Origin of the sequence: Streptomyces sp. NPDC058221 (genome assembly GCF_042882365.1) — a bacterium.
Taxonomy (GTDB): Bacteria; Actinomycetota; Actinomycetes; order Streptomycetales; family Streptomycetaceae; genus Streptomyces.
Genome location: NZ_JBHVWF010000180.1, coordinates 1 through 14,321 on the forward strand (window position 1 = coordinate 1; position 14,321 = coordinate 14,321).

Below are 14,321 nucleotides of genomic sequence, written 5' to 3' on the forward strand. Positions count from 1 at the left end.
GATGTAGCCGAACCCCGGGCGATGCGGGCCGGTCCCGGGCGATGCAGGCCGGTCCCGGGCGATGCAGGCCGGTCCCGGGCGATGCAGGCCGGTCCCGGGCGATGCGGGCCGGTCCCGGGCGGGTACCCGTCTGAGGGGCCTTGAAGGGCCCTCAGGGCCCCTGGCTGCCGCTGACGAGCAGTAGAGTCATCCGGCATCGGTGGGCGTCCGTCCGCCGGAGGCAGGCCAGGGAGCGAAAGCGTGCTGATCCCCCACGACACCCGGATCGCCCTCGACACAGTGGTCGCTCTGGTGAACACCGCGCCAGGGAGCGCTCAGCCGGAGGACGGGGCGCCGGCCGACGGGCTGGACGGCATCCCCGCACTCCACGCGTTCGCCGCACACCACCGCGTGAGCGGGGTGAACGAGCTCGACGAGAAGGACCTGCGTGCCGTGCGCGACGTGCGGGCGCGGTTCGCGGAGGTCTTCGCGGCCTCCGACGCCCGTGCCGCCGCCGCGCTCGTCAACTCCCTGGTGGCCGCCGCGGGCACCACGCCGCAGCTCAGCAACCACGACGACTACGACTGGCACGTGCACTACTTCGCGCCGGACGCCTCCATCGCCGACCACCTGGCGGCCGACTGCGGCATGGCTCTCGCCTTCATCATCGTGGCAGGCGAGACGGAGCGGCTGCGGCGCTGCGAGGCGCCGGACTGCCGGCACGCCTTCGTCGACCTCTCCCGCAACCGCTCCCGCCGCTACTGCTCCAGCCGCACCTGCGGTAACCGCTTGCACGTCGCCGCATACCGGGCGCGCCGCAGGGAAGCGGCCGGCGAGCCGCTCACAGCACGAAGAGATCATGCAACGCGGCCATCAGCAGCAGGCCGCCGATCACCGTGAGGAAGATCATCAGAGGGGGCTGGGAAAGCGCGAAGAGGCAGCCACGCGGCTCTTCGGCAGGGGGTGCGGGGGCATCGCCCCGGGAGGTCTCCACCATCTCGGGACGATCATGACGCAGCCCGGCCCTGTTGGCGATCAACACGTCTCTTCGTGACGGGAGTTCAACTCTCCCGTGGTGACCGGAATCGCTCCGGCGTCCGGTTCCCCGTCACATATTCGGACCGCGCCACACTCCCCCGGCGGACCGCGACGCGCTCCCCGGCCTTCCGCCGGTCAGCCCAGGTCGCGCAGCATACGCAACTGTGCGGCACGGTGGGCGGAGGCACCGCCCTCGTGGCCGTTCCAGGGGTAGACCTCGATCTCCTTGGGGCCCGCCCAGTGGTTGTAGGCGGCGAACACGGTGGAGGGCGGGCAGACGGCATCCATCAGGGCCACGGAGTAGAGCGCGGGCATGTGCGCCCGGGCGGCGAAGCTGATGCCGTCGAAGTACGACAGGGTCCGGAACACCCGGTCGGCGAGGCCGTGTTGGGTGGACAGGAAGCGGACGATCTCCTGGTACGGATCCCGGTCGGTGATCTCGACGGCGCGCCGGTAGTGCGTCAGGAACGGTACGTCGACGAGGGCTGCCTTCACATGCGGGCTGAGCCCTGCCACGGCCTGCGCGATGCCGCCGCCCTGGCTGCCGCCGTGCACGGCGATCCGGCCGGGGTCGACGGCGGGGTGGGCGCGGGCGACCTCGACGGCGCGCACGGCGTCGGTGAACACCCGGCGGTAGTAGTACTCGTCGGGGTCGAGGATGCCGCGGGTCATGAATCCGGGCGACTGCGGGTTGGCGCCGCCGTGCGGGTCGGCGGTGGAGCCCGCCGAGTGGCTGTTGACGGCGCCCTGGCCCCGGGTGTCCACCACCAGGGTGGCCCAGCCGGCGGCGGGCCACACGAGGTGGTCGTGGGGCAGCCCGCGACCGCCGCCGTATCCGAGGTAGTGGACGACCGCCGGCAGCGGGCCCCCGGCGCCGGCCGGCACGTTCAGCCAGGCGCTTATTCGGTGGCCGCCCCAGCCGGCGAACGACACGTCGTAGGTGTCGACCGCGCTCAACGCCGCATCGTAGGCGGTGAATTCGGCGTCCAGCTGGTACCCGGACGCCTCTTCGAGGGTGCGCCGCCAGAAGGCGTCGAAGTCATCCGGCTCACCGGACTCCGGCCGGTAGGAGCGGAGTTGATCCAGGGGCAGGTCGAACAGGGACACGGCATCTCCGTTTCGGACAGGCGGAAGGGAACGGAAGGGAACAGCACGAGGAACGAGGAACGAAGAACGAGGAACAAGAGGGCGGTGAGGTCCTCAGCGGGGCGTGGAGCTTGACGCGCGCACGACGAGTTCCGGCTGGAGCACCACGCTGCGGTGCTCGTGGTGGCCGTCGTCGTCGTCCGCCTCCTCCAGCAGGAGTTCGGCGGCCATCCGGCCCATCACGACCGCGGGCTGGCGGACCGAGGTGAGCGGCACGGCAGCGGCGGCGGCGAACTCGATGTCGTCGTACCCGACGATGGCGATGTCCTGCGGAACCCGTACCCCGGCGGCGTACAGGGCCTGCAGCACGCCCAGGGCGAGCAGGTCGTTCGCACAGAAGACGGCGGTGGGCCTGGGCACCAGGCCGAGCAGCCGGGCACCGGCGTCACGTCCCGCCGCCACGTCCAGCCGGTCGGAGGGGATCTCCACGAGTGATTCGGGGTCCAGACCGGCCTCGGCCAGGGCCGTCAGCGCCCCGGTACGGCGGTCCCTGATCTGGTGCAGGTCACCGGGTCCGCTGACGTAGGCCACCGAGCGGTGGCCGGCGGAGATGAGGTGGCCGACGGCGAGGGCGCCGCCCCGCACGTCGTCCACGGAGACCGCGCAGGTCCCGGTGCCGGAGGCGACCCGGTCGACCAGGACGTAGGGGATCCGGTGGCGGCTGAAGGATTCGAGGTTGCGGCCGGTCGCGTCGGCCGGTGTGACCAGTACACCGCACACGCGCTGCTCCGCGAAGAGGCTGAGGTATTCGGCCTCCTCCGCGGGGCTCTGGCCGCTGTTGCAGACCATGACCCCGAGGCCGGCCTGGCGGGCGGCGCGCTCGGCACCGCGGGCGACATCGACGAAGAAGGGGTTGCCCATGTCCAGGACGAGAAGGGCCATGATCCGGCTGCGTCCGGCCCTGAGCTGGCGGGCCGACTCGCTGCGGACGTAGCCGAGCTCCTCGATGGCGGCCAGCACCCGCGCCCGGGTCTCGGGAAGTACGGCCTCCGGCCGGTTGATCACATTGGAGACCGTGCCCACGGAGACGCCGGCCTGCCGGGCCACATCCTTGATCCCTGCCACACGCGCCACTTGTCCTGCCCCACTGGTGCCTTGGCCGCACTGGTCAAGCGGCGTCACCCCATCGTACGGACGGGCGTGAGTGAATTGATTCAACCCGTTCGGGACGCTAGCGCCATCCCCGAACACCGTCAAGGATCTTGGCTGAATCGATTCATACGGCCGAGGTCCCCGCGCTCCCGCACAGGGCGGGGCGGGGCTTTCAGATCCCGTGCTTCTTCAGAATGGCCTCGATGTCACTGAAGTCGTCACCCGATCCGCTCGCGGCGGCCTGCTTCTTCGGCTTCTCCCGCTGCTGCTGCGGCTGGGCCGCCGGGATGCCCGCCCCCAACGAGGGGGCCGAGGCGGCCGGTGCCACCGCTTCGTTCTGCGCGGCGCGGGCGGCCGCCCTGCGTTCCTTGCGGGTGCCGCCGCCGCGTCGTTCGACCGCGCGGGTCGTGATGAACAGCAGCCATGCCACACCCAGCAGACCGAAGCCCAGCCAGACGCTCGGCTTGAAGGCGATGTCCGTCACCCACTGGACGACACCGGTCAGCACCAGGCCGATCGGGACCAGGGAGTAGGCCGCGATCCTGGTCGCGGCGAGGAAGCGCTTCCGGTACGCCGTGACGGCGGCGATGCCCAGGCCCGCCGCGGACGCCGCGGAACAAATGGTCTCGGCAAGCATCGGTGCCTCCAGGCGCAGGGGAAACGTCTCTTCCATCCTGCACCTGCCGACGGGCCCGGGGCCACGCCCGGAGCCCACATCAGGGACATATCAGGGCCGGGATCCTCCCGAGGTGCCGTGCGACAGGCCGCCGGGCACCCTCCCGGTGCCCGGTACGGGCTCCCCCGCACACCCTGGGAGACTGGTCCCATGAGTGATTCCACCCCCGCCGCCCCGGTCGTCCTCGACCTCTGGTGCGAGCTCCAGTGCCCCGACTGCCACCACGCCCTGACCGATGTGCACGCCCTGCGAGCGCGGTACGGCGACCGGATCGAGGTACGGCTGCGGCACTTCCCGCTGGAGAAGCACAAGCACGCCTACGCCGCAGCGCAGGCCGCCGAGGAGGCAGCCGTGCAGGGCAAGGACTGGCCGTACATCGAGACCGTGCTCGCCCGCACCGCCGACCTCGGCCGGACCGGCGAGCCGCTGCTCATCGAGGTGGCGGGGGAACTCGGTCTGGACACCGAGGAGTTCGACACCGCCCTGATCGACGGCCGGCACATGCTGATCGTCGACGCCGACCAGGCCGAGGGCAAGGCGATCGGGGTCACCGGCACGCCGACCTATGTGATCGGCGGGGAGCGCCTGGACGGCGGCAGCAGCCAGGAAGGGCTGCGCGAGCGCATCGAGGGGATCGCCGACCGGCTGCTCGCCGAGCAGGGCTGAGCCCCGGCCGCCAGGGCCTGCATCCGTGGGCGGCGGGCCTACAGCTGCTTGATCAGGTTGTACCGGGTCGGCTCGTAGCCCAGTGACTCGTACAGCCGGACCGCAGGTGTGTTGGCCGTGACCACATGCAGCCCCAGCTGCTCGTCGCCCGCCGAGAGGGCGATCCGCTCGGCCTGGAGCATCAGCGCCCGCCCGTACCCCCGGCCCCGGAATCCCTCGTGCACCTCCACGTCGAACACGTAGCCGACGAGCAGGCCGGGGTGCATCTCGAACCGGGCCACCCAGACGTACCCGACGCTCTCGCCGTCGTGGATCACGAGGTACAGGTGGGCTCCCTCGGTCTCCAGGCCGTCCGGCAGGTGCTGGGCATGCGAGGTGCGGGCGATCCGGAGGGCGGCCTCCTCGGAGGTGCCACGCGTGATCAGGCTGCCCGCGTACGCGGCGACGGCCCCGTCCTCCCATCGCGCGAACTCCTCCGGCGTCATCGACCGTGCGACGAGTCCGTCCGCCGGCGGAGGAGGAAGGGACGGCAGCGACTTGATCATGTTCCTGCTGCGCTCGGTGTAGCCGAGCGCAGCAGTGAGCCGCTGCCCCGCGGTGTTGTCGGCCGCGACCTCGGTACGTACCTGGGTGCAGCCCCAGCCGCGCAGCACCTCTTCGGCCGCAAGGACGGCGATGGTGCCCCGGCCGCGCCCGCGGACGGACTCGTCGATCCGCAGGGACAGCAGCCGGCCCGTCTCCCCCGCCGACCCCGGTTCGGTGCCGATCTCGACGGCACCCACCGGCCGCCCGTTGTCGCACACTTCGTACGCGCGCACCTGTGCGCCGTCGGCGCCTGACTGGATCGGCCCGGAGGGCCGGAGTGTCGTGGTCATCAGGGGATTTGTATCCCTCCGCGGAGGGAACAGTCATCCGCTTTTCCGGGCACGCCTCGTTTTCCGTGGCCGCGGGGACGTACCGGCTACGGATCCAGGTCGTTGCCGGCCCGCTCACCGAAGATGCGCATCGCCTTGGTGGTCACCGGGCCGGGGGCGCCGGGCAGTTCCCTGCCGTCGAGCCGGTGGACGGCCTGGACGTCGCGGAGGGTGGACGTCAGGAAGATCTCCTCGGCGCGTTCCAGGACGTCGAACGGCAGCTCGGTCTCCTGGGCCCCGGTCCACTCCACGGCGAGTGCACGCGTGATCCCTGCCAGGCAGCCGGAGGCGACCGGCGGAGTGTGCAGCTGCCCGTCGAGGACGACGAAGACATTGGACCCGGTGCCCTCGCAGAGCTGCCCGACGGTGTTGGCGAAGAGCGCCTCGGAGGCGCCGTGCTCGTGGGCGCGGGCCAGCGCGACGACGTTCTCCGCGTACGAGGTGGTCTTGAGCCCGGTGAGCGCCCCGCGTTCGTTGCGCGTCCAGGGGACGGTGACGACCGCTGTGGTGTCCGGGCGGCGCTTCACCTCCCCGAGGGCGACGACCAGTCCGGGACCGGCGGTGCCGCGGTCGGAGCCGAGCGGCGAGATGCCTCCGGTGTACGTGATCCGCATCCGGCCGAGCGGGACCGGGTTGGCCTCGATGACGGCGGCGCAGGCGCGGCGCACCTCGGCCCCGTCGGGCTCCGGCAGGCCGAGGCCCCGGGCGGAGCGGGCCAGCCGGTCGAGGTGCCGGGTGAGCGCGAAAGGCTTGCCGCCGCTGGTCCTGACCGTCTCGAAGATGCCGTCGCCGACGGTGAGTCCGTGGTCGAGCACGGACACCCGGGCGTCATCGGCGGCCCGCAGTTCGCCGTTGACCCAGATCTTCATGGTGCGGTCCTTCCGGTTGCTTCGTATGCGCCCGACGCTACCGCGAGCAGCCTGGACGCCTTGAGTTCGGTCTCGTCCCATTCACGTTCCGGATCCGACCCCCAGGTGATGCCCGCGCCGGTGCCGAAGCGCAGGACCGGGGTGGCCCCGGTGCGGTCGGTCCAGAAGGTGCGGATGCCCACGGCGAGGGAGGCCGTGGCGCGGTCGGCATCCACCCAGCCGATGCCGCCGCAGTACGGGCCGCGCGGGGCGGTCTCCAGTTCCCCGATGATCCTCAGCGCGCTGGATTTCGGGGCGCCCGTGACCGAACCGGGCGGAAAGGCGGCCGCGAGGAGTTCCGGCCAGCCGGTCCCCTCGGCCAGCCGGCCACGCACGGTGGAGACGAGGTGGACGAGGCCGGGGTGCTTCTCGACCGCGCAGAGATCGGGTACGCCGACCGATCCGGTGGCGCAGACCCGTCCCAGGTCGTTGCGGACCAGGTCGACGATCATCACGTTCTCGGCGTGGTCCTTCTCCAGCAGATCGGCCTCGGTGCGGCCGGTGCCCTTGATCGGCCCGGACTCGACCGTGCGGCCGTCCCTGCGGAGGAACAGCTCGGGGGAAGCGGTGGCGATCTCCACGCCGTGCGCGGGCAGCCGGATCGTTCCCGCATACGGGGCGGGGTTGCCGCGCGCCAGCAGCGAGGTGAGGGCGTCCACGTCCGCGGCGGACGGATCGGGCAGCCGGGCCGTCATCACCCGGCAGAGGTTGGCCTGATAGACCTCGCCCGCCGCGATGTACTCACGGATGCGGCGCACACCGGCGATGTAGGCGGCACGGTCCAGGGACGAGCTCCAGTCACCGGTCGCGGGCCCGCGCCAGGCACCCCGGACCGGGGCGGGCACGGCGGCGGTGCGTACGGTGGCGAAGCGGGCGCAGACGAGACGACCCTCGAAACCGGCACATACGGCCCAGAAACCGGACGAGTCGAGGGCTGCGGGATCGTGGGTCACATCCTGCAGATCGGAGGCAACGAGGCCGTCGAAGCGGGCCATGGGGGCAAGGTCGTGCACGCCGGTGAGTCTAGGACGACCCGCGATGACCTGCGTCGGGGCGAGTGCACCTCAGCACGCTGCACAAACGCGTTTTTGTGCTGGCCCCGGAATCCGCTAGAGTTCATCACGTCGCCGGGACGCGCAAGTGAATCGGAACCGACAAGCGGACGTAGCTCAGTTGGTAGAGCGCAACCTTGCCAAGGTTGAGGTCGCCAGTTCGAACCTGGTCGTCCGCTCGCAGAAGGTGGGGGATCCTTCCCGAACCCCCATCCCTGGTGGAGTGGCCGAGAGGCGAGGCAACGGCCTGCAAAGCCGTCTACACGGGTTCAAATCCCGTCTCCACCTCCAAGGACGATTAGCTCAGCGGGAGAGCACTTCCCTGACACGGAAGGGGTCACTGGTTCAATCCCAGTATCGTCCACCGGTCCGCAAGGATCCCGCGCGATTAGCTCAGCGGGAGAGCGCTTCCCTGACACGGAAGAGGTCACTGGTTCAATCCCAGTATCGCGCACGTAGTACACGCAGGGTCACCCTGCGCGATTAGCTCAGCGGGAGAGCGCTTCCCTGACACGGAAGAGGTCACTGGTTCAATCCCAGTATCGCGCACAGTCCGAAGCCCCGGTCGTCTCGACGACCGGGGCTTCGTCGTTGCCGCATGCGTCCGCACCGCGGCCCGGAGTGGTGGGTCCGGGCCGCGGTGCGGAACGGGTCAGGACGAGAAGAGCATCCGGCCGAAGCTCTTCTGCCGGTAGTGGCCGTGGTGGCCGCCGTGGTGCTGCTGCGGGGCGCCCCAGGCGGGCGCCGGGGCGGCCGGGTAGGCCTGCGGGGCCGGCGGCGGGGGCGGGGCCTGCTGAGTCCACTGCGCTTCCATGCGGGTCAGGGACTCCAGCTCGCCGTAGTCCAGGAATATCCCCCGGCAGCCGCTGCACTGCTCGATCTGAATGCCGTTGCGGTTGTACGTGTGCATCGGTGCGTGGCACTTGGGACACTGCATGTTCGGGCTCACTCCTCGCCGTCGGTGTGCCGTCGCCGGAATGCGTGCCCGCCGACGGTCGGTTCACCCTACGACGCGTGTCCGGCGGCCAACTCGGGTGGGAGCGCGGCAATTCGGGCACAGCTCCCGATCATCATCTGTTCCACCTCATCCGGATCCCTGCCCTCCGCCGCGGACTTGGCGAGCGCCAGTGCCGCGGTCTGTACGGTCAGGGCGCGGGCGGCGACGTCCAACTCGGGCCAGGGGTCGCCCTCGGCGGACACGGCGGGGCCACCGGCCGCCCGGTAGGCGCCCAGGAAGCGGAACCAGACGTCGGGGGGCAGCAGTCCGGCCGCGTACCAGGCGGCCGGCCGGGCCAGGTCCCAGGCGGCGTCACCGATGCCCGCGTCGTCGACATCGATCAGCAGCCACCCTCCGTGCGGGACGGGGTGCCGGACGAGCTGGCCCAGGTGCAGATCGCCGTGGCACAGGAAGCGCGGAAGGTGCGCGGGTGCGGGGGCAGCATCGCGGGCCCAGTCGGGCAGCCGCTGCCAGGCGGTCAGCACGGGAGCGGTGGACGGGTCCCCCGGGCGCTGCGCGCACATCCGGCCGACGGCGAGCGCGGCCTTCGCGGGCCCCCGCATGGCCGGAAGCACGAGCGGCTGCGCGGCGCCGGGCCCGGGAGCCGGCAGCTCGGTGCGGTGGAGGCGCGCCAGGAGGACGGCAGCCTCCTCCCACGGCGCCGCGTCCGGGTCCCCGGGGTCCACGGGCCCCCCGTGGGGCCACAGGGTGACCGGGCGCCCGTGGAGCTCGGTGAGGCGGGGAGCTCCCGGCACGAGGGGCGCGGCAGCCTCCCCCCGGGCCGTCGGAGGCGGCAGCGGCAGGGGGGCGAGCAGGATGTCCGCCAGACCGGGAAGGGCCGCCAGCCCGAGCCGTACGGCCAGGGCGGCGACGTCCGTGCCGGGAGCGTGGGCCTTGGCGACGACGGTGCCGCTGCGGACCACAGTGCCGTCCGCCCGGTCCGCGAGCACGGCCGGCGGCGGGCAGCCGCAGCCGGCCGGCGCGGGTGCGTGGGCCGCCCGGTGGGCGAGGGCGCCCAGCGCGCGTACGACTGCGGTGGTCACGGTCTCCCCCGGTGGCGCGGATCTGCGGGACCGGCCGGCGCCGTGCCCGCCGAAGAGCGTACGCGGGGCGCCGGATACCTCGCGGACGCCGGTCGCTCACCGGCCCCGGACAGCGCGATGTCCGGTCAGCTCCCCAGCTGACCGGACAAACGCTGCCGTCCGCCGCACCCCCGTCCCCACGGGGTTGTTGGCCGGATGTCCCGGTCCGAACCGCTCTTCCGGACCCGGGGCGCCGCTCAGCGCCCCAGCATCACGCCCACGGACGACGCTTGTGTGACCACTGCTTCCCAGCCGCCGAAGACGACCACGAGCAGGGCCGCCAGAGGAAGAACCATGGCAGTCGCCACCAGCGGGTGGCGCTTGCCGGACGACGGACGGCTGCCGAACGAGGCGTAGGCCTTGCGTCCCTGCGTACGGATCATGGTCCGCGTTGCCGTGTCCGCCATGGTTCCTCTCCTGACCTGATGTGGAGCGGCGGGCGTTTGACCTCGGGGGACGAGTGCAGCGCCCGCCGCTTGACTTCAACATTAGGGATTCGGGGGGCGGGCGGCGTCATGCCCGCGTACCGAATGCCGGGCCTCCCGGAGGATGAGCCGTGGGTAGTCGGCGTACTCCCCTGGGTGGAGACGGGGCTACCGGACGTTGGGGTCATCCCCGAGGGGGCGCTCGGAGGAGTCCTCCCTGGGTACCGGTTGTTCGACCAGGGCGAGCACCCTGGTCGACATGAAGCGGGCGGTGCGCACGACGGAGCCGTTCCTGGTGACTTCACTCACTTAGACCACCCCTCGGCGGACTGCCGTCTCCACTCTGCGCCCTGCCCTGGAGGCCACCATTTCGTAGGTTCGGGTCGTGTCCCCGGCGTCCACGACTATCTCGACTCGATCGCCCTTCATTGATCCAATCCCCCTTCTGCGACGGACCTTTGAGATCTCGCACGGGCAGGGAAGCCTGGATCCGCGGCTCCCTGACCACTCCTCAAGTTTCCCACCCGGCACTGACAATCGATTCGGAGGCGAGGGCGCGGCCTCTGAGCAGCCCGGGCGGCGGGTACGTAAGCTGTGCCTCGTCAGGCGGACCAGGCAGCGGGGATGGGCAGACATGGCGATGATGCGGCTCCGGCGCGAGGACCCGCGTGTCGTCGGTTCGTTCAGGCTGCACCGGCGGCTCGGGGCGGGCGGCATGGGTGTCGTCTATCTGGGTTCGGACCGGCGCGGCCAGCGGGTGGCGCTCAAGGTGATCCGCCCGGATCTGGCGGAGGACCAGGAGTTCCGCTCGCGGTTCGCCCGCGAGGTGTCCGCCGCCCGGCGGATCCGCGGCGGCTGCACGGCCCGGCTGGTGGCCGCCGATCTGGAGGCGGACCGCCCGTGGTTCGCCACGCAGTACGTACCGGGCCCCTCGCTGCACGACAAGGTGGCCGAGGAGGGCCCGCTGTCCGCCGCCGAGGTGGCCTCGATCGGGGCGGCGCTCTCCGAGGGGCTGGTGGCGGTGCACGAGGCGGGAGTCGTCCACCGTGACCTGAAGCCGTCGAACATCCTCCTCTCCCCCAAGGGCCCGCGGATCATCGACTTCGGGATCGCCTGGGCGACCGGCGCCTCCACCCTCACGCACGTCGGCACGGCGGTCGGATCGCCCGGCTTCCTCGCCCCCGAGCAGGTACGGGGCGCGGCGGTGACGCCCGCGACTGACGTCTTCTCTCTCGGTGCCACGCTGGCGTACGCGGCCATGGCCGATTCACCGTTCGGGCACGGTAGTTCCGAGGTGATGCTCTACCGCGTGGTGCACGAGGAACCGCAGTTGTACGACGTGCACGACGCGCTCGCCCCGCTGGTGAGCGCCTGTCTGGCGAAGGACCCGGAGGAGCGGCCGAGCACCCTCCAACTCTCCATGCGGCTCAAGGAGATCGCGGCGCGGGAGGCGCAGGGGCTGCACGAGAGCCGGCCGCCCGCGCAGCGCTCAGCGCAGGAGGCGGACCGCCCGACGGGCCGTCTGGACGGCGCGTACACCGAGCAGCACACCCGCCGCGCGCCGGGCCCCGCCCCCCTCTCTCGTCCGCAGAACCGGCAGACGGCGCCGCCGCGTCCCGCTTCGCCCCGCACCGGCGGTTCGCGCCAGGAGCGGCAGCCGCGCAGCACGACGGGTTCCGGCAAGCGGTCACTGGGTGCGAACGGGACGAACGGCAGGCCGGGCACCCGGCCCGGGACCCGTTCGACCTCGGCAGGGCGGCGCCCCGCCAATCCCCGGCTGCTGCGGCAGCGGCTCGTCGTCTTCGTCGTGGTGACGCTGTTGGTGGCGCTGGGCATCGCGGCGGCCCAGGGCTGTCAGGGGCCGGCGCGCGGTCTCGGCTCCGGACTGCATCCGGGTCCCGGCCAGACCCAGAGCCGCATCCAGGGATAGCGGGGCAGCCGCGATCCCGGGTGCCGCTTCAGCTCTGCGGACGTCCTGTGGCCACCGCGTAGAAGGCGACAGCGGCGGCCGCGCCCACGTTCAGCGAGTCGACGCCGTGGGCCATCGGGATGCGTACCCACTCGTCGGCGGCGACGAGGGCCTGGGTGGACAGTCCGTCCCCCTCGGCGCCCAGCATGAGAGCCACCTTGTCCATCCGGTGCGGCGCGGCCTCGTCGATACTGCTGGCCTTCTCGTCCGGCGTGAGCGCGAGCAGCTTGAAGCCCGCCTCCCGTACGGTTTCCAGTGCCTTGGGCCAGGTGTCGAGGCGGGCGTAGGGGACGGAGAAGACCGCACCCATCGAGACCTTGACGGAGCGCCGGTACAGCGGGTCGGCGCAGTCCGGCGAGAGCAGGACTGCGTCCATGCCGAGCGCCGCGGCACTGCGGAAGATCGCCCCGATGTTCGTGTGGTCGTTGACCGCCTCCATGACGACCACGTGGCGCGTGGTGCGCAGCAGCTCCTCGGCAGCCGGCAGCGGTTTGCGCTGCATGGAGGCGAGGGCGCCGCGGTGCACGTGATAGCCGGTGACGCGCTCGGCGAGCTCCGGGCTGACCGCGTACACGGGGGCCGGCACCTCGTCGATGACGTCGCGCATCAGGCCGACCCACTTCGCCGAGAGCAGCATGGACCGCATCTCGTACCCGGCCTGCCTGGCGCGTCTGATGACCTTCTCGCCCTCGGCGATGAAGAGGCCCTCGGCGGGCTCTCGCCTGCGCCGGAGCTCCACGTCGGTCAGGCCGGTGTAGTCGCGAAGTCGGGGGTCGTCGGGGTCGTCGACGGTGATGAGATCAGCCACAGGTTGATACTGCCTTGTCCGGTGTGTGGTGCCAACGGTCTGGAGGAAGATCCGTTACCGATGGTTACTCGGCCGAGTTTTCCATGGCGGCCGGGCCGACCGCGACGACGTCGCCGATGACGATGACGGCCGGCGGCCGCACCTCCTGGGCGACCGCCCGCTCGCCGACGGTCGCGAGCGTCGCGTCGACGCGGCGCTGGGCGGCCATGGTCCCTTCCTGGACCAGCGCGACCGGCGTCTCGGGGGACTTGCCGTGGGCGATGAGCGTACGGGCGATGGCGCCGATCTTGTCGACTGCCATCAGGAGCACCAGGGTGCCGCGCAGCTGGGCGAGGGCCGCCCAGTCGACCAGGGACCGCTCGTCGTCGGGGGCGACATGGCCGCTGACCACGGTGAACTCGTGGGCGACGCCGCGGTGGGTGACGGGGATACCGGCCGCGCCCGGCACCGAGATCGAGCTGGAGATGCCGGGGACGACGGTGCAGGCGATGCCCTCTGCGGCGAGCGCCAGGGCCTCCTCCATGCCGCGCCCGAAGACGAAGGGGTCACCGCCCTTGAGGCGGACGACGGCCTTGCCCGCCTTGGCGTGCTCGATCAGCGCGTTGTTGATCGCCTCCTGCGCCATGTAGCGGCCGTACGGGATCTTCGCGGCGTCGATCACCTCGACGTGCGGCGGGAGTTCGTCCAGCAGGTCGCGCGGGCCGAGCCGGTCCGCGATGACGACGTCGGCCTCGGCGAGGAGGCGGCGGCCACGGACGGTGATCAGGTCGGGGTCGCCGGGGCCGCCGCCGACCAGGGCGACGCCGGGCGTCCTGGTGCGGTGGTGGGGCGCGGCGAGGGTGCCGTCGCGCAGTCCCTCGACGATGGCGTCGCGCACGGCGGCGGAGTGGCGCGGGTCGCGGCCGTGCGCGTCGGTGGTGAGCACCGCGACGGTGACGCCCTCGCTGCGTCCGGTGGCGGGGGTCCAGGCGGTGGCGGCGTCGGCGTTGTCGCTGCGGACGCACCAGGTGCGGGTGCATTCGGCCTCGGCGGAGGCGGCGTCGTTGGCGGCGGTGTCGTCGGACGCGATGAGGGCGTACCAGGTGTCTGCGAGGTCGCCGTCGGCGTAGGCACGGCGCTCCCAGCGGATCTCGCCCGCGTCCGCCATCGCCTCGACGGAGGGGGTGGCGGACGGCGACACGAGGACGATGTCCGCGCCGGCCGCGATGAGGGCGGGGAGGCGGCGCTGCGCGACCTGGCCGCCACCGACGACGACTACGCGGCGCCCGCTCAGGCGAAGTCCGACGGGGTACGCGGGGTGAACGGCGTGCTCGGCCATGGCGGTGCGGGCTCCTCGTGCGGTGCGTGTGCTGCGGCGCCGCTGCGGCGGTGGAGCGGCTGTGACGTGCGGGTTCACGATACGGGGTGGGCGCGGTGTCGCGGCTGGGGCGGGCGCCTGCGGCGGGCCTGTTCCCCTATCCGCCCCTTCCCGAAACCGGGGCTCTGCCCCCGGGCCCCGCGCCGCAAACGCCCGGGGGGGGGGGGGGTTAGGGGGTGCCCCCCCGGCCCCCCCCCCCAGGCGCCCGCGCG

Annotated in this window: 13 protein-coding genes, 5 tRNA genes and 2 pseudogenes; 8 read left to right on the top strand and 12 right to left on the bottom strand. The window is 72.1% G+C overall.

Annotated elements, in window-relative coordinates; all coding sequences use genetic code 11:
* Positions 1–240: 240 nt before the first annotated feature.
* A pseudogene (locus tag ACFVW8_RS34620) lies at positions 241–813 on the top strand (CGNR zinc finger domain-containing protein); the annotation flags it as partial.
* 339 nt (positions 814–1,152) lie between these two features.
* Here the strand turns inward: ACFVW8_RS34620 and ACFVW8_RS34625 are convergent.
* From ACFVW8_RS34625 to ACFVW8_RS34635, 3 genes are all read right to left on the bottom strand, one after another.
* Positions 1,153–2,124: an acetylxylan esterase gene (locus ACFVW8_RS34625; protein WP_389697193.1), complete on the bottom strand. Its 972-nt coding sequence runs from the start codon at positions 2,122–2,124 to the stop codon at positions 1,153–1,155.
* Between the two features lie 93 nt (positions 2,125–2,217).
* Positions 2,218–3,237, bottom strand: a complete 1,020-nt coding sequence (locus tag ACFVW8_RS34630; protein ID WP_389697195.1) for a LacI family DNA-binding transcriptional regulator — start codon at positions 3,235–3,237, stop codon at positions 2,218–2,220.
* 190 nt (positions 3,238–3,427) lie between these two features.
* A complete protein-coding gene (locus ACFVW8_RS34635; protein ID WP_389697213.1) occupies positions 3,428–3,892 on the bottom strand; it encodes a hypothetical protein in 465 nt (154 codons plus the stop codon).
* Between the two features lie 189 nt (positions 3,893–4,081).
* Here ACFVW8_RS34635 and ACFVW8_RS34640 point away from each other — a divergent pair, with 189 nt between their 5' ends.
* Complete coding sequence (locus ACFVW8_RS34640) at positions 4,082–4,597, top strand: DsbA family protein (RefSeq protein WP_389697197.1); 516 nt, start codon at positions 4,082–4,084, stop codon at positions 4,595–4,597.
* Between the two features lie 38 nt (positions 4,598–4,635).
* Here ACFVW8_RS34640 and ACFVW8_RS34645 read toward each other — a convergent pair whose 3' ends face one another.
* The 3 genes from ACFVW8_RS34645 to ACFVW8_RS34655 form a co-directional block, all read right to left on the bottom strand.
* Positions 4,636–5,472, bottom strand: a complete 837-nt coding sequence (locus ACFVW8_RS34645) for a GNAT family N-acetyltransferase (protein WP_389697199.1) — start codon at positions 5,470–5,472, stop codon at positions 4,636–4,638.
* A gap of 86 nt (positions 5,473–5,558) precedes the next feature.
* The gene (locus ACFVW8_RS34650) at positions 5,559–6,380 is read right to left on the bottom strand and encodes an aminotransferase class IV (protein WP_389697201.1); all 822 of its coding nucleotides are present in this window, start codon (positions 6,378–6,380) and stop codon (positions 5,559–5,561) included.
* Entirely contained in the window at positions 6,377–7,414 is a 1,038-nt protein-coding gene (locus ACFVW8_RS34655) for a chorismate-binding protein (RefSeq protein WP_389697215.1), read from the bottom strand. The genes ACFVW8_RS34650 and ACFVW8_RS34655 overlap by 4 nt, the downstream gene beginning before the upstream one ends.
* Before the next feature lie 163 nt (positions 7,415–7,577).
* Here ACFVW8_RS34655 and ACFVW8_RS34660 point away from each other — a divergent pair.
* From ACFVW8_RS34660 to ACFVW8_RS34680, 5 genes are all read left to right on the top strand, one after another.
* A tRNA-Gly gene (locus ACFVW8_RS34660) sits at positions 7,578–7,650 on the top strand.
* A 38-nt stretch (positions 7,651–7,688) separates the two neighbouring features.
* Positions 7,689–7,762 (top strand) — tRNA-Cys (locus ACFVW8_RS34665).
* Position 7,763: 1 nt separating this feature from the next.
* Positions 7,764–7,835: transfer RNA gene (locus ACFVW8_RS34670), tRNA-Val, on the top strand.
* Between the two features lie 18 nt (positions 7,836–7,853).
* A tRNA-Val gene (locus ACFVW8_RS34675) sits at positions 7,854–7,925 on the top strand.
* A 23-nt stretch (positions 7,926–7,948) separates the two neighbouring features.
* Positions 7,949–8,020, top strand: a tRNA-Val gene (locus tag ACFVW8_RS34680).
* Positions 8,021–8,123: 103 nt separating this feature from the next.
* Here ACFVW8_RS34680 and ACFVW8_RS34685 read toward each other — a convergent pair.
* The 4 genes and pseudogenes from ACFVW8_RS34685 to ACFVW8_RS34700 all read right to left on the bottom strand — a co-directional run bounded on the left by ACFVW8_RS34685 (position 8,124) and on the right by ACFVW8_RS34700 (position 10,404).
* Positions 8,124–8,408: a zf-TFIIB domain-containing protein gene (locus ACFVW8_RS34685; RefSeq protein ID WP_389697202.1), complete on the bottom strand. Its 285-nt coding sequence runs from the start codon at positions 8,406–8,408 to the stop codon at positions 8,124–8,126.
* Positions 8,409–8,476: 68 nt separating this feature from the next.
* Complete coding sequence (locus tag ACFVW8_RS34690) at positions 8,477–9,511, bottom strand: phosphotransferase enzyme family protein (protein WP_389697204.1); 1,035 nt, start codon at positions 9,509–9,511, stop codon at positions 8,477–8,479.
* Positions 9,512–9,747: 236 nt separating this feature from the next.
* Complete coding sequence (locus ACFVW8_RS34695; protein ID WP_389697205.1) at positions 9,748–9,957, bottom strand: hypothetical protein; 210 nt, start codon at positions 9,955–9,957, stop codon at positions 9,748–9,750.
* Between the two features lie 186 nt (positions 9,958–10,143).
* Positions 10,144–10,404: pseudogene (locus ACFVW8_RS34700) on the bottom strand (hypothetical protein).
* Positions 10,405–10,609: 205 nt separating this feature from the next.
* On the opposite strand from ACFVW8_RS34700, the gene ACFVW8_RS34705 reads away from it, so the two are divergent.
* Positions 10,610–11,905: a protein kinase gene (locus ACFVW8_RS34705; protein WP_389697207.1), complete on the top strand. Its 1,296-nt coding sequence runs from the start codon at positions 10,610–10,612 to the stop codon at positions 11,903–11,905.
* A 28-nt stretch (positions 11,906–11,933) separates the two neighbouring features.
* On the opposite strand, the gene ACFVW8_RS34710 is transcribed toward ACFVW8_RS34705, so the two are convergent.
* Both ACFVW8_RS34710 and cobA read right to left on the bottom strand, forming a co-directional pair.
* Entirely contained in the window at positions 11,934–12,752 is an 819-nt protein-coding gene (locus tag ACFVW8_RS34710) for a TrmH family RNA methyltransferase (RefSeq protein ID WP_389697209.1), read from the bottom strand.
* A gap of 64 nt (positions 12,753–12,816) precedes the next feature.
* The gene (gene cobA, locus ACFVW8_RS34715; protein ID WP_389697211.1) at positions 12,817–14,070 is read right to left on the bottom strand and encodes a uroporphyrinogen-III C-methyltransferase; all 1,254 of its coding nucleotides are present in this window, start codon (positions 14,068–14,070) and stop codon (positions 12,817–12,819) included.
* Between the last annotated feature and the right edge of the window lie 251 nt (positions 14,071–14,321).